21 protein-coding genes are annotated in these 20792 nt (G+C 50.0%); 13 read left to right on the top strand and 8 right to left on the bottom strand.

The window, feature by feature from the left end:
• The first annotated feature begins 34 nt into the window (after positions 1–34).
• Positions 35–370, top strand: a complete 336-nt coding sequence (locus ACYU8Y_RS24155; protein ID WP_460940716.1) for a translation initiation factor — start codon at positions 35–37, stop codon at positions 368–370.
• 35 nt (positions 371–405) lie between these two features.
• Here ACYU8Y_RS24155 and ACYU8Y_RS24150 read toward each other — a convergent pair whose 3' ends face one another.
• The gene (locus ACYU8Y_RS24150) at positions 406–1914 is read right to left on the bottom strand and encodes a peptide MFS transporter (protein ID WP_460940715.1); all 1509 of its coding nucleotides are present in this window, start codon (positions 1912–1914) and stop codon (positions 406–408) included.
• Between the two features lie 298 nt (positions 1915–2212).
• Between ACYU8Y_RS24150 and ACYU8Y_RS24145 the strand changes: the two genes are divergently transcribed.
• The 4 genes from ACYU8Y_RS24145 to ACYU8Y_RS24130 all read left to right on the top strand — a co-directional run bounded on the left by ACYU8Y_RS24145 (position 2213) and on the right by ACYU8Y_RS24130 (position 4383).
• Positions 2213–2893 carry a peptidoglycan DD-metalloendopeptidase family protein gene (locus tag ACYU8Y_RS24145; protein ID WP_460940714.1) on the top strand — a complete coding sequence of 227 codons (681 nt, stop codon included), beginning with the start codon at positions 2213–2215 and terminating at the stop codon, positions 2891–2893.
• 115 nt (positions 2894–3008) lie between these two features.
• On the top strand, positions 3009–3509 hold the full coding sequence (locus ACYU8Y_RS24140) for a GbsR/MarR family transcriptional regulator (RefSeq protein WP_460940713.1): 501 nt from the start codon (positions 3009–3011) through the stop codon (positions 3507–3509).
• Positions 3510–3582: 73 nt separating this feature from the next.
• Positions 3583–3966, top strand: a complete 384-nt coding sequence (locus ACYU8Y_RS24135) for a hypothetical protein (RefSeq protein ID WP_460940712.1) — start codon at positions 3583–3585, stop codon at positions 3964–3966.
• Between the two features lie 87 nt (positions 3967–4053).
• On the top strand, positions 4054–4383 hold the full coding sequence (locus tag ACYU8Y_RS24130; RefSeq protein ID WP_460940710.1) for a hypothetical protein: 330 nt from the start codon (positions 4054–4056) through the stop codon (positions 4381–4383).
• Positions 4384–4612: 229 nt separating this feature from the next.
• Here the strand turns inward: ACYU8Y_RS24130 and ACYU8Y_RS24125 are convergent, their stop codons facing one another.
• Positions 4613–5407 (bottom strand): alpha/beta fold hydrolase, encoded by a 795-nt coding sequence (locus tag ACYU8Y_RS24125; protein ID WP_460940709.1) that lies wholly within the window; start codon positions 5405–5407, stop codon positions 4613–4615.
• Between the two features lie 101 nt (positions 5408–5508).
• Here ACYU8Y_RS24125 and ACYU8Y_RS24120 point away from each other — a divergent pair, with 101 nt between their 5' ends.
• The 6 genes from ACYU8Y_RS24120 to sufB all read left to right on the top strand — a co-directional run bounded on the left by ACYU8Y_RS24120 (position 5509) and on the right by sufB (position 10447).
• Positions 5509–5757, top strand: coding sequence for a hypothetical protein (locus tag ACYU8Y_RS24120; RefSeq protein ID WP_460940708.1), 249 nt, complete (start codon positions 5509–5511; stop codon positions 5755–5757).
• 51 nt (positions 5758–5808) lie between these two features.
• Complete coding sequence (locus tag ACYU8Y_RS24115) at positions 5809–6066, top strand: hypothetical protein (RefSeq protein ID WP_460940707.1); 258 nt, start codon at positions 5809–5811, stop codon at positions 6064–6066.
• Positions 6056–6445, top strand: a complete 390-nt coding sequence (locus ACYU8Y_RS24110) for a DoxX family protein (RefSeq protein WP_460940706.1) — start codon at positions 6056–6058, stop codon at positions 6443–6445. The genes ACYU8Y_RS24115 and ACYU8Y_RS24110 overlap by 11 nt, the downstream gene beginning before the upstream one ends.
• Positions 6446–6515: 70 nt before the next feature.
• Positions 6516–7229: a hypothetical protein gene (locus tag ACYU8Y_RS24105; RefSeq protein WP_460940705.1), complete on the top strand. Its 714-nt coding sequence runs from the start codon at positions 6516–6518 to the stop codon at positions 7227–7229.
• A 194-nt stretch (positions 7230–7423) separates the two neighbouring features.
• Entirely contained in the window at positions 7424–8614 is a 1191-nt protein-coding gene (gene uxuA, locus ACYU8Y_RS24100) for a mannonate dehydratase (protein WP_460940704.1), read from the top strand.
• Between the two features lie 339 nt (positions 8615–8953).
• On the top strand, positions 8954–10447 hold the full coding sequence (gene sufB, locus ACYU8Y_RS24095) for a Fe-S cluster assembly protein SufB (RefSeq protein WP_460940703.1): 1494 nt from the start codon (positions 8954–8956) through the stop codon (positions 10445–10447).
• Positions 10448–10510: 63 nt separating this feature from the next.
• On the opposite strand, the gene ACYU8Y_RS24090 is transcribed toward sufB, so the two are convergent.
• The 6 genes from ACYU8Y_RS24090 to ACYU8Y_RS24065 all read right to left on the bottom strand — a co-directional run bounded on the left by ACYU8Y_RS24090 (position 10511) and on the right by ACYU8Y_RS24065 (position 17915).
• Complete coding sequence (locus tag ACYU8Y_RS24090; protein WP_460940702.1) at positions 10511–11239, bottom strand: universal stress protein; 729 nt, start codon at positions 11237–11239, stop codon at positions 10511–10513.
• 79 nt (positions 11240–11318) lie between these two features.
• Positions 11319–12284: an SPFH domain-containing protein gene (locus tag ACYU8Y_RS24085; protein ID WP_460940701.1), complete on the bottom strand. Its 966-nt coding sequence runs from the start codon at positions 12282–12284 to the stop codon at positions 11319–11321.
• Between the two features lie 118 nt (positions 12285–12402).
• The gene (locus tag ACYU8Y_RS24080) at positions 12403–13602 is read right to left on the bottom strand and encodes an MFS transporter (protein ID WP_460940700.1); all 1200 of its coding nucleotides are present in this window, start codon (positions 13600–13602) and stop codon (positions 12403–12405) included.
• 355 nt (positions 13603–13957) lie between these two features.
• The gene (locus ACYU8Y_RS24075) at positions 13958–15718 is read right to left on the bottom strand and encodes a serine hydrolase (RefSeq protein WP_460940699.1); all 1761 of its coding nucleotides are present in this window, start codon (positions 15716–15718) and stop codon (positions 13958–13960) included.
• A 112-nt stretch (positions 15719–15830) separates the two neighbouring features.
• On the bottom strand, positions 15831–16817 hold the full coding sequence (locus ACYU8Y_RS24070; protein WP_460940698.1) for an aldo/keto reductase: 987 nt from the start codon (positions 16815–16817) through the stop codon (positions 15831–15833).
• Between the two features lie 30 nt (positions 16818–16847).
• Positions 16848–17915 (bottom strand): Ldh family oxidoreductase, encoded by a 1068-nt coding sequence (locus tag ACYU8Y_RS24065; RefSeq protein ID WP_460940697.1) that lies wholly within the window; start codon positions 17913–17915, stop codon positions 16848–16850.
• A gap of 109 nt (positions 17916–18024) precedes the next feature.
• On the opposite strand from ACYU8Y_RS24065, the gene ACYU8Y_RS24060 reads away from it, so the two are divergent.
• Together ACYU8Y_RS24060 and ACYU8Y_RS24055 are read left to right on the top strand one after the other, a co-directional pair.
• Positions 18025–18606, top strand: coding sequence for a hypothetical protein (locus tag ACYU8Y_RS24060; RefSeq protein ID WP_460940696.1), 582 nt, complete (start codon positions 18025–18027; stop codon positions 18604–18606).
• Between the two features lie 166 nt (positions 18607–18772).
• Entirely contained in the window at positions 18773–20761 is a 1989-nt protein-coding gene (locus ACYU8Y_RS24055; protein ID WP_460940695.1) for an alpha-amylase family protein, read from the top strand.
• The last annotated feature ends 31 nt before the right edge of the window (positions 20762–20792 follow it).

Raw genomic sequence — 20792 nt, 5'->3', positions numbered from 1 at the left:
AAAGGGTTTATTTTTACGCGTAAATGATCCATTTATGAGTAAGAAAAACAGAACAGGCATCCTGTATTCCACCGATCCGGATTTTCAATACCAGTCCAGCGATGAACCTGAAGCCGAAACGTTGCCCCCCGCCCAGCAGAATCTCAAAATCTGGCTCGTTAAACTGGGCGGTAGCAAAGTGGTAACGACCGTGCGTGACTTTGTCGGCACCGATGCGGACTTAGCCGATCTGGGCAAACAACTAAAAGCCGCCTGTGGGGCAGGCGGCTCGAGCAAAGACAACGAAATTCTGATTCAGGGCGACCACCGCGATAAAGTGCTGGCCTGGCTCACCCATAAAGGCTATAAAGCAAAAAAAGCTGGTGGCTGACAAGATGGATGGTACAAGCGCCGAAGGGCACTACCTCATTCTATCCCACCCATCCATTTCTTCAGGGGCTTGGTAAACACCAGCAGAATAAAGCCTGACACCAGCGTAAACACCGCCACGCTTTGGAACAACTGAGGCATTTGCTGAACATTTTTTTCATCGAAGCCGCCCGCGAATAATCCCGCAATTAGATTACCCAGCGACGACCCAACGAACCACAGACCCATCAATTGACTGGTGTATCGCTTGGGTGCTAATTTAGAGAACGCACTGAGCCCCACCGGGCTCAAAAACAATTCAGCTACCGTAAAAAACAGATAGGTGAAGGTTAAGTATAACGGAGATGTGCGAACGCCGGTCAGGGCGACTTTTGCCCCAAATACCATCACGACATACGCCAACCCAAGCAATAAGAGCGAAACAGCAAACTTGGCGGGTACGGGGAATCCAATCTTATTTTTGGCCAGATACAGCCATAGAGCAGCCAGAACCGGCGAAAAAAGCAGAATAAAGGCGGGATTTAGATTCTGAAACCAGCTCGATGGCATCTCCCAGCCAAACACAGTCAGTTCTGTGTACCGATCCGCAAAAATCTGCAGGGAAGACCCCTGCTGTTCATTACCTGCCCAGTACAAAGCCGACGCCAGAAAGAAGATAAACAATACGGCCACCCGTTTCTTCTCCGTCGCATCCAGCCCACCCGTCAGCAAAATATACACGAAGTAGCTCAGCGCAATGAGTGAAATAATTGTTCCCATCGCTTTAGCCAGTCCCTGCGCTGTCGTTAAATCGAGAACGCCCGTCAATTGCAGGGTTGCCATCAAGGCCACAATAAACGCCACGAACAGGAGCAACGAGCGATTCCCCGTCATCGATGATTTGTCTTCAGCGGTTGATTCCTGAGCTACGTAATGCCCGTAGTCACCAAGGTAACGCTGCCCGAACAGGCGATACGTAACCAGGCCCAACGCCATCGCTACGGCTGCCGCGCCAAAGCCATAATGCCAGCCAATTTTCTGACCCAGGTAGCCCACAATCGAGATACCGAGCAAGGAGCCCGTATTGATTCCCATGTAGAAAATAGAGAAAGCCGCATCTTTCCGCGCCCCACCTTCGGGGTATAATTCGCCGACAATGGTGCTGATGTTTGGCTTAAGAAGGCCCGTTCCGAGCGCTACAATGCACAACCCACTATAAAACAATCCGCTGCTCGCCGGAATAGCCAAAATAATGTGCCCCAGCATGATGATGATTCCACCGTACCAGATGGATTTTCGTTGGCCCAGCAGGTTATCGGCAATCCAGCCACCGGGCAACGACAGAAGATAGACCGATGCGGTATAAATACCGTAAATGGCCGCTCCATCGGCTTCACTCAGGCCCATGCCGCCCCGAACGGTGTCGATCAGAAATAGCAGCAGAATAGCCCGCATACCGTAGTAGCTGAAGCGCTCCCACATCTCGGTAAAAAACAGCACGAAAAGGCCCATTGGGTGGCCGAATAAGGTGGCCGTGCGCATGGGCTTTACATCAGTAACGTTCATAAAATTAGGTTAAGCAATCCGTTTGCCGAAGAATAATGTTGTCCGTAACTCATTTGACTACCGACAATTAATAAAAAAATAGGTGTAAATATATCTTCGAACGACGAGACCGCCAACACATACCGGCTATAGATCTGGGGCGAAACCCACAGCGTACAGAAGAGTCAGCATCATTTGTTTGCATACTAAAACGATAATTCACTGGTGACTTTTGTCCCGTTACTCTTACTCTTTTTCAAGACAAAGTTTCTTAGACTTAGCCGATGCTTCCTGTCATTATAGTCTATTAAATTTGCACATGCTGCTCCCCTTCGATTTCCAGAAAGACCCGTTCTTACGGCTTGACTTCTCGGCGACCAACCCGGACCTTACCCCTGCATCCCAACGGCAAACCGGTCTTGACCTAACCAACACCGCCATTTTTTCAGACTATGTGTTTGGCAAAATGAGCGCAGCGGGTGTGCTGGTTGGCGTGGGAGGCTACAATGAACACCGGGTAATCTATCGCCGAAGTGAGCACTTTTCCGGTACAGAAGAACCCCGGGAAATTCACCTCGGTATTGATTTCTGGGCAGCCGCCGGAACACCGGTTTTTGCTCCGATGGATGGCATTGTACACAGCTTTCAGGACAATGATAATTTCGGTGATTACGGCCCAACCATTATACTTGACCACAGTGGGACGTTGAAAGAACCTTCGGCAGGCAAGCCGCTTTATTCACTCTACGGTCACCTCACCCGCACATCGCTCGATGGTTTATTTGTTGGTAAGGTGATTAAGGCCGGTGAACAACTTGGTGCCATTGGTCCCTTCCCCGAAAATGGCGACTGGCCTCCCCATTTGCACTTTCAGCTAATGACCGATATGCTTGGCTTAACGGGCGATTTCCCCGGTGTTTGCTCGCTATCCGACCGGGCCAGATTTTTATCTATCTGCCCAAATCCAAATGATTTGCTGGGTATTCCGGGTCTGGCTTAGAGACGAGTAAATTTGTCTATGAACAGGCTAGCGTTCTTACAGTTCGTACACGCATATGAAAATTAAACTTTCAAAATATTTTGAAAGTTTAAAAACAAATACATACATTTGTTTCATGACATTCGAGGAAGCAAAGGAAAAATTCATTCATACGTGGGGGACGCTCGCTACCCAGTGGGGCATCAATCGCTCGATGGCGCAGTTGCATTCGTTGCTATTGATCTCACCGGATGCGCTGGCAATCGAAGATATTATGGAACAACTCCAAATCTCGCGGGGTAATGCCAGCATGAATCTGCGCGATTTGATGGACTGGGGCCTGATTTATAAGCAGTTAAAGCCCGGCGAACGCAGAGAATTCTTCATTGCCGAGAAAGACATTTGGAAAGTGGCCCGGCAGGTAGCCAAAGAACGCCGTCGCCGGGAAATCACACCCGTTGTTGAGGTACTGAATGAGCTCAAAAACATTCCTACCGACACGCCCGAAGCGCAGGAATTTCATCGGGTAATGACCGGGCTTAGCAACGTAGTTGGCTTTGCGGACAATACACTTAATGCAGTTATTAAAGCGGAAGAAAACTGGTTGATGAGTCAATTCCTGAAGGTTTTTCGGTAATATTTTTTTAGGAATAATTTTCAATTATTTCTGAAATTTCAAACAAAATAACAACATAAATTAACTATCAGCTATGAATTACAACATGGTGACCTACGCTTTTTACCTGTCCCTTGTCATTCCCATTACGATATGGGTAGGTCGTACATTATTCCAAAACGGACGGGTATTTCTAATTGATATTTTCCATGCCAATACTGAATTGGCCGATTCTGTCAACAAGCTGCTGCTGATCGGATTTTACCTACTCAATTTTGGCTATACCGTTATGTTGCTGCGGGTGGCTGATCTGGTGAAAAATCCACAGGAAGTTTTTGAAGTCCTGAGCTACAAAGTAGGAGGTATTCTATTGTTGCTCGGTTTGGTTCACTTAACCAATTTATATGTGCTGTTTAAGATGCGTAAGCGCACACTAAACGAGCCAAGCCCCATAAAAATAAGCTTTCCTGAACGGTGATGGTACTAACCATTCGTTGCTGTCTTGTTGACAAGACGGCAACGAATGACTGTAAAAACGACAGCCAATTAATACGTTATCAACATCATGAAAAATACATTTGATCCTTACGAATGGCATGAAAGTCTGAACTTTCGGTGGATAGCTCTCCCCGTACTAGCGCATGTAGTTAGCTGGATGACCGGGACAAGTGGCATACTTCTCTTTCCGATTCTGGTAACGGTAGCCCAATATCTGATTTTCAACATCCATCCCGCTGTTACCCGACCAGGTGCCTGGTTTTTCACGCTACCTGTCACGTTTTTTATTTGGGCAAAATGGGGACCTGTTATGACCTATTCCAGACCTAACGGCATTCTATATGGGGTGATAGCGTATTATGCCGGACAATGTATCAATACCTGTTTATCCCTTTAATCATCAAACAGGGCCGACCCGAGCTTTTGCTAAACTGGATAGGATGCAACGTGGTAACCCTTCTGGCTTGGATAGTACTGTACTGGTTTACAACTGGTTTTGCCGGAAGCACACCCAACGTGGCAGGAAATCTTGCGCAATTCATTATTTACCCGGCCATTGCCTTGATTGCGAATACCATCAGTAGCTTTTTTCTGTTGAAAGAATAAACGCTACCCCTGCCTGTCCATCACTTTTCCAGAAAGGCCACTACGGCTTTGGCAAATTCGGGGGTGCGCATGGCCCCGCCATGATCGCCTGGCACAATGACCAGCCGGGAGCCGGGAATAGCGTCGACCAGGGTTTGCGGATCGCCATTGTCCTTGTCATTATCGCCGTTGACAACCAGCACGGGAACCTTGATTTTGCCTAATTCAGCCCGGGTAGTCACGGGCTGAAACTCCTGCAAACGAGCAAGCACGACCGTATCTGCCCCTGATTTCTTGGCGTAATCAATAGCACTCTGCAATTCAGGATGACTACCGGGCTTGGTCAATGCCTCATGGAAATTCTTACGCCGGTACCAGTTGGGGTCCGAGAAATCGACGCTGATACCGCCCATAACAGCCCGACGAACCTGCTTGTCCATGGTTACCAATTTAGCCGTCAGGATGGCCCCACGCGAGTAGCCCACCACATCGTAGTTGGTAAGGCCCAGGTGTTTCATCAGGGCCATGACGTCCTTTAATTCGGCATTATCCCGGTAAGCCTCGGCGGTGTGCGGTTTATCAGACAAGCCATTGCCGCGTAAATCGAGCATAATCACTTTAAAGCCAGCATCGGCCAGCGCCTGCCGAACAGATGCCCGTTTCCAGCTTTCGCTGTTCGAAATAAAGCCATGTAACAAAACAACCGGCTTGCCTTCGCCCAGCACATCGTAATGAATCTTTGTGCCGTCAAATGACGTAAATAGGGGCTCACGGCTTGTCTGGGCATTGGCAAAACCAGAAAAGAACAGGATAACAAGTAAGAAAACAGGCTTCATGCTGGCTAGTGATCGGTAGTGAAATTTGTCTCGGCAAAATAAGTCTAACCTTTCACTATTCTACCGGGTTATAGCTTACCACAACTAAATACGCATCGATTATGACAACGCTAGAAAACAAGCAGTTACTCATGGATGCTGAACCAGGCGGCTCCAGACTAGGCCGCATTGGTCCTAGTATTTTCAGAAATCAGGGAACGGATCCGGACGAGGATGACGATGATTTAGTAGAGAGCGACTTCGATGAAGAAATCACGGATGAGGATGGCGATCCGACCGGCGAACACGATCACCACCAGGATGACAACTACGCCTTAGGCGGCCATGTAACCCGATCGGGTGGCCTTTAACACGCGGAAAGTATTAAAGATAACCTATTCATTACGCTAAAATCCAACCACATGAACCCCAACGAAACGACAATGTATGACCCTGCTGACGATGAAAATCAGGGCATAATGACAAAAATGGTACAGGGAGAAAACGCCGACGGTGGCGTAGCACAGACTGCGTATCTGAATCCTGTTGTGAATCAGGGACCTGAGCCCGAAAAAGAAGAAGTTAACGAGTCAGATACCGAAGCCAATGGTGTAAATGACGACATGCTGGCAGAAGAAGAGGTTGAAGAAAGCGAAATAGACGAGAGCGATGACGAATAATCATCTTGCTCAACTCGTAATACGCATCGGTCTTGGAATCAACATGCTCATGCATGGGCTCGTTCGTTTGCCAAAACTCAGCGCGTTTGTGACGAAAATGGAAGCAGGTTTTGCCAGCACTATTTTGCCCACCCTGCTGACAAGAGCGTTTTTATACACGCTTCCCATTGTTGAACTGGCCATTGGCATCATGATTTTGTTGGGTGGCCAATTTACCAAATGGGGCTACTTTGCCGGTGGAATTGTTATTGCGGCACTTTTATTTGGCACGACGCTAAAAGAAGACTGGGCGGGCGCTGGTCTACAAATGACTTATGTGATAGCGTTTTACCTTGCCTTGCGGGGATTGGACTCCTCGGGGCGAAGCCGGTTCAGGTAGTTTTTTCGCAGCAGGTTTACAACGGTTGCTAATTCGGGAGAGTCAGTAGAGCAAACAAACCGAGTTAATAATGAAATCAACGTTGTTCTTAGTTGCTGCTCTCCTGGGCAGTTCACTCACGTTCACAGCCTGCCAGGATGAGAGCACTCCTTTACAGCCGGGCCTCCCCTATCAGTCTTCTTTTCAACGCAACACGGATGGCTGGTCAGCCGACATTACGGATTACGGTACGGAACAATCGGACATTATGGAGTTCAAATCAGCCTATAAAGGGCTACCGGCCCCACTCGATACGACCCGCAAATCAATAATGGTCGAAAGCATGAATCGCAGTGACGACGCGTTTATGTTTCTGAAACGAAAAGTTACGGGCCTGACGCCCAACACCGATTACTCACTTGTTTTCGATATCGAATTAGCGTCGAAGTACCCAGGCAATTCAATTGGCATCGGCGGTTCGCCCGGCGGCAGCGTTTTTCTTAAAGCGGGCGCGTCGGCCGTTGAACCCGTCAAGGTTTTAAAGGACGGTTTCTATACCATCAACATTGACAAAGGGGCTCAAAACAACGAGGGTAAAAACGCTATTTTACTAGGCGATATCAGCAGCGGAACTGAGACAGACGCTTATACACTGATAAGCCGTTCCAATGTCGATAAGCCGTTTGTCGCGCGCAGTAGCGATAAAGGCGAACTCTGGCTACTGGTTGGCACAGATTCCGGATTCGAAGGCTTAACTACGCTGTATTACAGCAAGATCAACGTAACGACCAAGCCCAACCAGTAAAGCGGTTGCCACGGGCTTATTTAATCTAAGTGAATAAGTCCGTGGCGACACTACGTATCCGGCAGGTTCGGCAAATACGAGGACCGGCAGTTGCTGGGTGCGAATAAGCCTTGATTTCGCAACTAACCATTGAGGAGAAAGTGAAATTCATACGCTTTGACGATGGACTGACTTACGAAAAGTAATCTCTAAACATGGCATTAGAACAAACATGGCGTTGGTTCGGACCAAACGATCCGGTATCGTTGGCGGATGTGCGGCAGGCAGGTGCAACGGGTATCGTATCAGCCCTTCACCAAATTCCAAACGGGCAGGTCTGGACCCGCGACGCAATCAATGAGCGGAAAGACATCATAGAAAAAGCCGGACTCCGCTGGTCGGTGGTGGAGAGCGTCCCTGTTCACGAAGACATCAAAAAACGGTCGGGCAACTATCGGCAATACATCGACAACTACAAAGAATGCCTGGTTAACCTGGCGGCCTGCGGCATCGACACCGTATGCTATAATTTCATGCCTGTCCTCGACTGGACCCGCACCGATCTGGATTATCAGTTGCCGGATGGCTCTACAGCGCTTCGCTTCGACACAACCGAGTTTTGCGCGTTTGAAGTATATATTCTTAAGCGACCCAACGCCGAGAAAAGCTATTCGGAACAGCAGCTTACCCGTGCCAGACAATGGCTCGATGCCGCCCAGGATGCCGATGTCCACCGTCTGACCCGCAACATTATTGCCGGTCTGCCCGGCAGTGAGGAAAGCTTCACCCTCGACGCTTTTGCCGATGTTCTGCAAAGTTACAAAGCTGTCGATGAAGATACGCTTCGGCAGAATCTGTACACGTTCCTCGCTGAATTGACACCCACGGCGGAAGATGCAGGCATTAGGCTGGCGATTCACCCCGACGATCCGCCGTTTCCCATTCTGGGCCTCCCCCGAGTAGTCAGTACGGAGGCCGATGCCCGGCAATTGCTGGCCGCTCACGAAAGCCCGTATAATGGCCTGTGTTTCTGCACGGGTAGCTATGGCGTACGGGCCGATAATGACCTGGCAGGCATGGTCGAACGGCTGGGCAACCGCATTAATTTTGTTCACCTACGCGCCACCCGGCGCGACGCCGATGGCAATTTCCATGAGGCCGACCACCTGGCGGGTGATGTAGATATGTACGGCGTCATGAAAGCGCTGCTAACGGAACAGCACCGACGAAAGCAGGCAGGACGCGAGGACTATCGGTTACCGTTTCGTCCCGATCACGGCCACCGGATGCTTGACGATCTGGACCCAACCAAAAAAACCAACCCTGGTTATACTGCTATTGGGCGACTGCGCGGACTAGCCGAATTACGGGGCCTGGAAATGGGTATCGAACGGAGCTTGTTTTAGCGGATGCTGCCCTAAATCTTAATCGAAGTTTTCCACGCTGCGGTCGGTGTCTTCTCCGAGGCTTGTGTCTTCATGGTCCCCATAGGCATCCGCAAAACCATCTGGATAACGTGGTTCGTGAAGATACGGGCCATGGGAATGTAACTCATGTCAGCGTACCGGCTTTACGGAAATCGCTTTCTGTATCTATATAGCTATTAGCAGATAGGCTATAGAAAGGAGATAGCTGAAATCGCGGAAAGTTTCCGATATTTGTCCAACCTGCCCGGAACGTACCCACCCGGCAGATTGTTAAAAATATATTGCCGTGGTGCAAAAACCACGCAATTAACCGAGACTATGAGCAAGGACGCGGATATTTTAGAAAGCATAACCAACGCCGAATATAAGTACGGGTTTGAGACGATAATCGAAGCCGACGAGGCCCCTGTGGGTCTTGATGAGACTACGATCCGTTTCATCTCGGCCAAGAAGAATGAACCTGACTGGCTGCTCGAAAACCGTCTGAAAGCCTTTCGGATGTGGCAGGAAATGACCGAGCCTAAATGGCCGAATGTTAGCTATCCCAAAATAGACTATCAAGCCATTAAGTACTATTCAGCTCCCAAGCAGAAAAAGACGGTCAACTCACTCGATGAAATTGATCCTGAACTGATTGACACGTTCAATCGGCTTGGCATCTCGCTGAACGAACAAAAACGGCTGGCGGGCGTCGTGGATGTACCGGGCCTGGATATGGCAACGGGTGAACGCCCACGGGTAGCCGTCGATGCCGTTATGGACTCGGTTTCGGTTGCTACGACCTTTAAGAAAGATCTCGCCGAACGCGGCATTATTTTCTGTTCCATTTCGGAGGCCATTCATGAGCACCCCGAACTGGTGAAAAAATACATGGGCTCCGTAGTGCCGGCCAAAGACAATTACTTTGCCGCCTTGAATGCAGCTGTCTTTACCGATGGTTCGTTCTGCTACATTCCGAAAGGCGTTCGCTGCCCGATGGAGCTGTCCACTTATTTCCGAATCAATGCAGCCGGAACAGGTCAGTTCGAACGGACGCTCATCATTGCCGACGAAGGATCGTATGTCAGCTACCTCGAAGGTTGTACGGCCCCCATGCGCGATGAAAACCAGCTTCACGCAGCGGTTGTCGAACTGATTGCGATGGGTAATGCCGAAATCAAGTATTCGACCGTTCAGAACTGGTATCCCGGTGATAAAGACGGTAAAGGCGGTATTTATAACTTCGTGACCAAACGTGGTATCTGCGACGGTCCGAACGCCAAAATCTCCTGGACGCAGGTTGAGACCGGCTCAGCCATTACCTGGAAGTACCCCTCGGTGATCCTGAAAGGCGATAACTCAATCGGCGAATTCTACTCCGTTGCGGTTACGAACAACATGCAGCAGGCTGATACCGGCACCAAAATGATTCACATTGGCAAAAATACCAAGAGCCGGATCGTGTCGAAAGGTATTTCGGCGGGTAAAAGTCAGAATTCCTATCGGGGTTTGGTAGAGGTGATGAAACGGGCGGAAAACGCCCGTAACTACTCGCAGTGCGACTCATTGCTGCTAGGCGATAAATGTGGCGCTCACACGTTTCCGTATCTGGAGGTAAACAATCCGTCGGCAACAGTGGAACACGAAGCCACGACCTCGAAAATTGGTGAGGATCAGTTGTTTTACTGCAACCAGCGCGGGATTCCGACGGAACAGGCAGTAGCCCTCATCATCAACGGATACGCTAAAGAAGTATTGAATCAACTACCCATGGAGTTTGCCGTTGAAGCGCAGAAGCTACTGGCAATCAGTCTGGAAGGCAGTGTCGGGTAATACGTATTTTCACAAAAAAAGCCGCTTCGTTTGCGAAGCGGCTTTTTTTATGCCGTAGCCACATTATTTCTTCTCGTGATACACCAACACGGGTATGTCCGATTTTTCAATCAGTGCCGTGGTGTGATTCGGGTGAAACAGGTTATCAAGGAATCCTGCTTTGGGCGATAATTCCATGACAATCAGGTCGGCATGGATCGTATCGAGCTTGTCTTCCGTCAGAATAACCAGTTGTGCATCAAAGGCATTCACCAGCGACTCTGTCTGGAAAGTTACCTGAGCCTGTGTTGTCTGGGCCTGCATGGCATAGGCAATGGTATGAACCTGCGCCGGCCGGATGGACTGCCCATCAGCCGTAGTCGGAACAATTAACACGGGGCATCTTGCTTCATCGGCAACATCGGTAACGGCGCTTCCGGCTAACCGATCGAAGAAGGTACTCAGATCACTACGTCCCATGACGATCAGGTCGGCAGCGCGTTCTTTGGCCACCTCCAGAATGCCATCATCAACTGCGCCGATACGCCATTCAACAGCAACCGACAAGCCCTCAGCCTGTAGTTTTGCCCCAAGCTCATTGATCTGCTGACGGCTTATCTCCTCAATTTCCTGAGAAGCCATGATACCCAGCCCCGGATCACCAACGGTGGGCAGGGTCGAATCGGGAATCATGGGCTGGTACACATGCAACAGCGTGATGGTAGCGCCCGTCTTGCGCGCAAACAGCCGCACCCAGTCCAGCGCAGCTGTTGTTTGATTCGAAAAATCTGTGGGAAAAAGCAAGTTTGTCATTTGTGCGTGAATCAGGGTTTGTTAGTGAGAACAAACAAAACGGCCAACGTTCCCAACATTTTTTCCGGAGTTTACTGTCTTAACGTCTCTCTGGCGTGGTTAGTGGCGTAATGATAGTACCCGAATCGCCAGTGGTATTCATTTTTTCGACCGCCAACAGTTGCTTCATTGTTCGATCCATTCCTTCGGTTGAGCCATCCAGAAAAATGACGTTGCCCCGCCCGTTTTCGGCGAAGTGCTTAATGGCTTCCGTCCAGATCGAGAACAGAATCAGCGAAGCATCTAACTTCGCTTCGGTCATCACTTTCGCCGACTCGGCCATTCCTTTGGCAACCTCTTCCCGGAATAAAGCAACGCCCTGTCCCCGTAGTTGAGAGGCCGTTTTTTCGGCTTCGGCCGAAATCTGAATGGCATTCCCCTCCGCTTCAGCGGCTTTGGTCTTCGTAATCAACAGGGCCTGCCCCTCGTTTTCGGCCGCGGCTTTCAGATTGGACGACGCTACGACCTGCGCCATCGACCGCATGATGACTTCATCGAAAGCGATATCGTTCAGTTGCAGGTCCGTTAAATGGTAGCCCCAGCTTTCGAGCAGGGTATCGAGTTGTGCTTTCACGTGTTCGATGATTTCGGAGCGAAGCGCCAGAATTTCCGATTGCCGCTTCGTAGCAACAAAACTTCGGATGGATCCTTCGATGGTGCGGATCAGCGCCTGCATAAAGGAGGATTCGTCGATGAATTTAAAAGCTACATTCTTAACGGTTTCTTCCTCCTGATTCAGCACCGAATACACCAGCATGGCCTTGAAGTTAACATTTGCCTGATCGGCCGTGATGGCCTGGAACGCCAGTTCGACGGAGCGGTTCTGGATGGATATCCGCCGGTAAATAACCTCGATAAAGGGAATCTTGAAATTCAGACCCGGCCGCAGAACACGGGCATATTTTCCAAAAACTGTAATTACGGCCACCGTGCCCTGTTGCACAATGACCACCGAGAGATAGACAACGACAAGCCCCAGTCCGAAAAGTAGCAAGAGAAAGTTCATGAGGTGAAATGGTTAGACATAAAAAACGGATTCCGTGTAAAGTACGGAATCCGTTGATAGGATGATAAAAGTTTTGCTGGATCGGTCTACTCTTATGGCTAAACGAGCCAATAAACGACTAATGCCCCGTAACCAGCTCGTAGCTCTCTATTTCTTCATTTTCCTCCACTCCTTTTTCTTTCTGCCGGAAATAGACGACTGCCGCCAGAAGAAACCCGGTAAATGCCAGACCAGCCCCCACCCACTCGGGCGACGCATAGCCCAGACCAGCCGCAATGGGCAGCCCACCCAGGTACGCGCCGAGGGCATTACCCATGTTGAAGCCAGCCTGACTAACTGACGAAGCCAGCATTTCGGAACCGTTTGCTGCGCGGATCATCAGAATCTGAATAGGCGCTCCCAACGAAAACGCAATGGCCCCCGTTATAAATGTCATGATTAACAGAGGAATCTGATAAGAAGACACCAGATAAACGCCTATCAGCGACAAGGTCATCAATAATAAAAACAATGCGGTGGCTTTACTGGGCGAAATCAAGTCGGCGATACGTCCGGAGATCAGATTGCCTGTTGCCATGCCCAGCCCCGCCAGCACCAGAATCCAGGTGATCTGACTGCTGCCAAAATGAGCTACCTCAGTCAGCAGGGGGGCAATGTAGCTGAACCAGGCAAACAGACCACCGGTTCCGATGGCAGTAATGCCCAGAATGAGCCACGGATCGGTTTTCGTGAACAGCTTGAGGTCTTTCCGCAAATTAGACTCGCCTACCACGGGCATAACCGGCAGCAATTTGTAAATGCTGAACATGGTCACCAGCCCGACAGCAGCTATAATGATGAAAGTAATCCGCCAGCTCATGGTGTGGCCGATATACGTTCCGAGCGGCACGCCAATAATGTTCGCTACGGTAAGGCCCGCAAACATCATCGAAATAGCCTGAGCTTCTTTACCCTTGCCCGCCAGCCTGCTGGCAACTACGGCTCCTACGCCAAAAAAGGCGCCATGGGGTAGCCCAGACAGGAGTCGGGTAATCATCATGATCTCATAGTTGGGTGCAAACGAAGAGAGGGCATTGCAAAAGGTAAAAAGAGCCATCAGGCCCAGCAGAATTTTCTTGGGTGGATAATTGCCGGCAATACCAACCAGCAACGGAGCGCCCAGCACAACGCCAAGGGCGTAGGCCGAGATAAGGTGACCAGCTACGGGAATGGAGATGTGTAAGGAACTTGACACATCGGGTAAAATGCCCATGATCACGAACTCCGTCATACCAATGCCGAAGCCGCCTATAGCGAGGGGTAACAGACTTTTTTTCATTTGCAGCGTACTATTTTCTGACAGCTTGTGCGCACTTCCAGTACAGAAAGCGCCCTACAGATCACTTACGTAAGTAATCTGTATGATCAGAGAAATAAAAAAAGTGCAAAATTGTTCCCCTCTCTACAAATGTTCTAATTTAATAACCAGCCGGTGCAATTTAGCCATCTTTACGGTCTATTCATTGAATAGAAAACCACGCTAAAGTCTTGAAAAGCATTATCTGCCCCTATTTAAGACTTGCTTCCTCAAGTGCAGCTATTGCCTCGGCGAAGCAACAAAAAATCCGAATGCGGTTTAAACCGCATTCGGATTGATACCCTTTTACCTTAAAATTATTCAATTAGTCAAACAATTAAGGAAGGCGCTTACCGGGCATATCCCGTCCATTCTGATGTAGAACGAGTCGCTCGACTTCCCCTTTATCGTTGCTGACAAACGTTACCTGAGCGTCTACTACTTTGAGGAAAAACTTGGTTTTGGATTCAGCAAATAACTCAAATACTGGTTGGCCAGTTGCCTGTCCAAACAGTTTATCTCCTTTCCGGGTAATTTCAATGGAAAAAGTGGGTGCCAGCTGGTAGGTCCCGACATACGATGCCAGCGTGGCTTCATCGACGGCAACCGTTACCTGTTTAGGTGCTTCAACAGCTTCACCTAATTCGTTTAACTTATCGAATCCATTCGTATTGCGCGGGTTGAGCGATACGGACTTTTTATAATCCTGAATGGCCGCCGATTTATTCCCGGACGTCATATACGCTTCGCCCCGGCTGTCATAGACATTATAAGAGTTTGGAAAAGCCTCTACATTGAATGTAAAGACGCTTATCGATTCGGGCAGTTTGCCATCGCGCATGAGTTCGTACCCCAGGTTGTTCAGGTCGTTTTCATTGATGCCGTACGTTTTGTCCGTTTTCCAGGTCGTAAATTTTTCCCGTGTTTTGGCTAGCGGCTCAGATAAAATCGACTGCCGCAACAAATCGGTAATTGGCTTTTTGGGTGATTCAACGGGCTGGTCATACAGAATGCGCAGAATGTTCTGACGCATATCGCTGAGCGGTGCCCCGCCCGTATTATTCAGTAACACAACTAACTGCTTGTTTTTGGGCAGACGGCTGATGATGGTATTGAAGCCATTGATGCCTCCACCATGTTCAATCAGTAACAAACTATCGTTTAGCGACCCAACCTTGGTTTTGCCAACTATCCACCCATAGGCGTACCCAAAACCTTCTTCATAACTTCCCCGGAATGGCGTAAACAGGGTCGCTTTTCCACGCGCAGACAACAATTTATCCGTATACAAAGCCTGGTCCCAACGATACAAATCCTCAACCGTTGAATACATGGACCCGGCTGCGTATGGAATTGACATATCCAGATACGGAGCATTTACATACTTGCCTCCCTGCTTTTCATAACCGGCTGCCCGTTTGGGTAAGATAGGGCTGAATAAGTCGTAGCCCGTATCGGCGAGTTGGGCAGGTTTAAGAATATTTTCGGATAGCACCGTAGCGTAGGACTTTCCGGTCACCTTTTCGATGATAACGCCCAACAGGAAGTAGCCGGAGTTGCTGTAGTTGAACTTGGCTCCTGGTTCAAAATCCAGCGGCAGGTTAGAAAACTCTTTTATAAAGGCCTGAGGTGTATAGGGGTTACGGGCGAGCGTTTCAAAAAATCTCGGCACGTTGGTATAATTCGGAATACCTGATGTATGCGTAAGCAGGTGATGGATGGTGATTTTATCGCCGGTTGTTTTGGGGTAATCCGGCAAATAGTCGGTAATTTTTCCGTCTAATTTAAGCTTGTTCTGCTCAACCAGTTGCATAATGAGCATCGCCGTAAACTGCTTGGTAATGGAGCCGAGCCGGAATTTCGTATCGGGCGCGTTTGGAATGTTCCACTCCATATTGGCCATACCGTAGCCTTTCTTGAAGATCACTTGCCCTCGATCGGCCACCAGTACGGCTCCGTTGAACTGCCGGTTGGCTACATACTGGTTAACAAGCGCATCAATCTTAGTGGCTTTCGTTTGGGCAAACGTTGCTGACACAGCCGGCAAACCGACCATCACAGTCAGAAAGAGCAGTCTTTGTATAAGTGAGTTTTTCATGGCAGAGAATGGAGGGGTGATTGTTCACGAAGATCAAAACTTCCTGTTTTGCGGCCTACCAAAAGTTAATTGTCGGCAACATGCGTTGATAAATGGCACTAACAATTCCACGTTACCACAAATAATGAACCGGGTTTTTAATTCGCTCATCGTAGATTCTCTTCACGGCGGCCATCTGCTCGGCGGAAGGCGCGGGCCGGTCAAGGGCTTGCAAATTAGCCATCAGGTGATCCGGTTTCGACGCTCCGGGAATAATGCAGCTCACCGCATCGAAGGTTAGGATCCAGCGCAGGGCATCCGGTGCAAGATTCGCAGCATCGGGAAAAACAGCCCTTAGCGCATCGACAGCCGCCAGCCCTGTTTCATAATCCACCCCGGAAAAAGTCTCTCCCTTATCGAAAGCGGCACCCTGCCGGTTAAAATTCCGGTGATCATCGGCCGAGAAGGTGGAATCAGAACTGAACTTGCCGGTCAGTAAGCCACTCGCCAGCGGGACGCGCACAATGACGCCCACATCCCGCCGATGAGCCTCGGCAAAGAACAACTCAGCGGGGCGCTGCCGGAACATGTTAAAGATAATCTGTACCGTCGTCACGTTCGGAAACTCAATGGCTTTTAAAGCCTCCTCTACTTTCTCGACGCTGACGCCAAGATGCTGGATTTTCCCTTCCTCTCTTAGTCGGTCGAATTCCTCGAAGATTTCGGGTCGGTAAAAAACATCGGTTGGCGGGCAATGCAACTGAATGAGGTCAAGGGTTTCCAGGCCCATATTGCGCAGACTATCCTCCACAAAAGCACGCAGTGCGTTGGGCTGATACGCTTCACTGGTGTGCGGCTGCAACCGACGACCGCACTTGGTGGCGACATAAATCCGTTCAGATCGTGACCGCACAAGTCGGCCTACAGCTTTCTCGCTTTCCCCGTCGCCATATACATCGGCGGTATCAATAAAATTAATTCCTGCATCAATGGCTGCATTAAGAATCTGGTCGGCGTTGTCGTGGCTGAAGGGATCTCCCCATTTACCACCTACCTGCCAGGTGCCCAAACTGATTTCGGAAACGCTGAGGCCTGTTTTACCAAGTTTTCGGTACTTCATTTAGTTGAGTTTATGTAAGAAGTGATTGAATTAGAGCGTAATGCCAAAGCGTTCGCCAAGCTCCTCCAGACTTTTCACGACGGGTTCTACAACGGGAATGCCATTTTTGAGTCGTTCCGCTTCCATCTCCCGTTCGGGATCACCGGGAATAAGGACCTGCTTTCCTTCGATCGCTTTGGCTTGCCGGAAGCGTTGAATCCAGGTATCCATGTGCGTTTTAAACTCGTTGGCAGGACGAAATGCGTCGATGCGCATGGCCCCGAAAAAATGCCCTGTACCTGCCCCAACACCTTCATTGGCCTGCATGAAGCCCGCCGTAGCAAACGGTGGTACCCAGGGGCCGTAATTTGCGCCTGACAACACGCCCGAAAAAATATCGACGATAGCGCCCAGTCCGTAGCCCTTGTGCGAACCATGTTCGCGGTCGGTGCCGAGCGGAAGCAGCGCCCCACCATTTCGAATTGCGTTAGCATCCGTTGTGGGCTGGCCTTCGGCATCCTGCGCCCAGCCCACCGGTACATCCTGTCCCTTGCGCTGAAGAATTTCGAGTTTGCCATATGCCACCGCTGTCGACGCAAAATCGGCCAGAAAAGTCGGCTCGGTAGCTGCCGGAATAGCTACGGCTATTGGGTTCGTCCCCAGGAGTTTATCCAGTGAAAAGGTAGGCGCTACTAGCGGGGCCGCATGGGTCATTGCCTGACCGATCATGTCATGCTCAGCCGCCAGCAAAGCATGGTAACCGGCAATGCCAAAATGGTTGGAGTTGCGCACGGCCACCCAGCCGGTTCCGGCCACACGAGCTTTCTCGATGGCTACCTGCATAGCCCAGGGACCTACAACAAGGCCTAAGCCCCGATCGCCGTCGACCACCGCTGTTGAGGGCGTTTCGTGAACGACACGGATATGGGGTTGCGGATTGATCCGGCCGTTGTCGTAGAGCCGAATATAACCCGGTAAACGCGCTACGCCGTGCGAGTCGACACCTCGAAGATCGGCGCTAACGAGGACATCAGCAGCCAGTCGGGCATCTGTTTCAGAGCAGCCTATGGCCAGAAAAATTTGTTCGGTAAACAGTCGGAGTTGGTTCGCGGTAATCATGGCCGCAAATTAGCCAACACGCGGAGAATGGGTTAAATTTTTCTAAAAAATGGGCCCACTACGTAAAATATACTGTTATTGATCTTAGATTCATTCACTCACACATGCTATGAAGTCCTTATTCCGATGTCCATTCATGCTGGCGTTTGTCCTTATAAGTCAATTCGCCATCGCTCAACCACAGGATACCCTCACCACCGAACAACTCCTGCAACGCAAAGGCACCGCCTACGCAGCTTTACTACGACCATCCCGCTATCTGGCCCTCGACGTGAATCATTTTATTGGGGGCTTTCAGCGATACCGTTTTTTTGTGGGCGATGAACTACATTTCAAATCGGGGGGCGAAAAATACCGGGAAGAACTCTATGATGTTACTGATAGCACGTTCAGTGTCCTGATGGCCAATCAGGTCATGAACCGGGATGAGCCGGTAACCTTCCGCTTCGATGATGTTCAGAAAGTGTATCTGCATCGCCGGATACCGTTTATCACGGCAGCCGGAACGCTTTTCCCCATTGCCGGGGGCGTTTATCTGTTGGCGGATGTGGTCAACAACCGAGGATTTTACAGCAATACATTACCTGTTGTCGGGACCCTGGTCTTAAGTGGGGCCTTGTTCCATATCATTAGTAATCCGCATATTCGAATCAATAAAAACCACAAATTGAAGGTGTTACGAACCTATTGACAGGCTTTCTACGAAGCGAGTTTCTTGCTTTCCGAGGGTGTGACGATAGGACACGCAGTATCCTGCGCTACGGCCATAAAAAGTGATAACCAAGTCTTACTCTGTGTCAAAATGACACAGAGTAAGGGAGTGTTTGGTTTTATCAAAACCGTTTTACATTTGTCCTATGTCAACTTCTATCGAAACGCTTCAAACTGATTGGTACAAGCACTACGCTACGTATACAGATGCCTACCAAGCGGGCCGTTTGTCGTTTATAGCCAACTTACTACCCCAGACGGCTGTGCAGTTTTCGGTGTACCAAACGCTGGAAATTCTGCACAAACGACTGGGTCATGAGACGCTTCGCCGGGCGCTGGACCCGGCCGAAACGATAGACAGCCCTGCCCAGCTCTATTCGGATGGCTCGTGGTTGAAACGCACCAACATGGTTGGGGTAAATGTTCGTACGCTGGGTTCCTTCTGGAAAGTAATTACGTATGTGCTGACCTTACCCGCCAGTCACGACAGTATTCATTTGCTACCGATCTGGGAACCGGGAGTGGTTGGAAGTTTATACGGCATGGTAAGCTGGCAAATTAACCCGGAGTTTTTTGATGTCGAGCTGGCCCGTTTCGTACCCGGCCTCGACTCCGTCGAAAAACAGTTGAAGGTGGTAACCAACCTGCTCCACGCGATGGGCCGAACTGTTGGCATGGACGTAATTCCGCATACGGATCGCTTTTCAGAAATGGTACTGGCTTCTCCATCCTTATTCGAATGGGTGCAGCGCGACGAAAAAGGAGGCAACCCGACTACGCTGATTGATCATTCCAGTCTGGTATATCGGTACGTGGAAGAAGCGATCTGGCAATTTCTCAAGTTTCGCGGAGCCGCCGACGGAACTCCCCTGACCTTTACCAAAGACGCTTTCTTCGCAATGACGTCGACGGCGGGCGTACCCGGCTTTACGGATGACCAGCGCCAGCGAATCTTATTTGGCAATCCAACTGATTATAACGGACGCCTGACCCGACGACTAGGCCTGATTCGGCACCTCACCGCGCAGGGGCTGGAGACCCTGCCCATGACAATGGCTCCCCCGTACCGCGGTTTACACATCGATGCGGACGACTACACGACGGATGATTTCGGGCAAATCTGGTATCAATATGCGTTCGATGAGCCGCAGCTTATGTCGCGGGTGTTTGGCCCACTGGCCCGGTATCGCTTCTATGAGTCGAAGGACGATAACCAGCATTGGGAGCTCGACTTTGAGCGGCCCAATTTGCCAGCCTGGAACTACATTTGCCGGAATGTGAAAGATTGCCAGCAGCGATACAACTTCGATTTTATGCGGGGCGATATGGCCCACGTACAGCTTCGGCCAGCGGGTGTTCCAACCAATCCCGATGCATTTTACGACCCTTTGCGGGCCATAAAGAAATTCGTACAGGCGAGTGGCGTTCCCTATTTCGCGTTTTTCGCGGAAACCTTTCTGGCTCCTCCCGACACAATGGGGTATGGTGACGAACTCGATCATCTGGAAGCCATCGATGCCGATTCAACACTGGGCGACTTACAATCGCTGGTAGTTGGCTCGACTGAGTTCAGGCAGCAGTTCGCGGTTTATGTCGACCACCTTAGAACGCGTCGCTTTGCGCCCAATTTTACGGTGATGACCGCCGACAAGGATGACCCGCGTTTTGATGCGTTCTATCGAACCGGCAACCTGTTTCGTTACTTCACAGCGCTTTTCCTGACCGACATGCCCAGCTATGTCGGGCTGGGTTTTGAGGTCCGGAATCTGCACAAAAAACGGGGGCTTAATGAAGAGTACACAAAACTCTATGTTTTTCAGATTGAAGACGACCGCCAGCCCGATAAGGTAACGCATGGCCCGTTTATGTGGGGCCAAAATGCGGAACAATTTGCCGCTATCGTCCGGATGCGGGTGTTTGCAGAAAGCATCTGGCCTACTATCGCTGGTAAAGAAACCCGCTGGCTGGTTAGCCCGACTGATGGCGAAAGCTACATTGCCTGGACGCATACCGAACCGACCGGATATACATTTATCGCTAGTATGACCAGCGATCTACATGAGATAGGCTCAGGCCTTGTGGCTGGAGAAGTTGTTTTTGAGGAGTCAGGTTGCCAGGTTTATCAATTGCCTTAGCAAGAAAGTTGGCAAGTAACAGCTTTTAAAA

This window comes from Spirosoma humi, from assembly GCF_054776575.1.
Note: the sequence above shows the minus strand (reverse complement) of the source record. Positions and strands in the feature narration are given on the sequence as shown.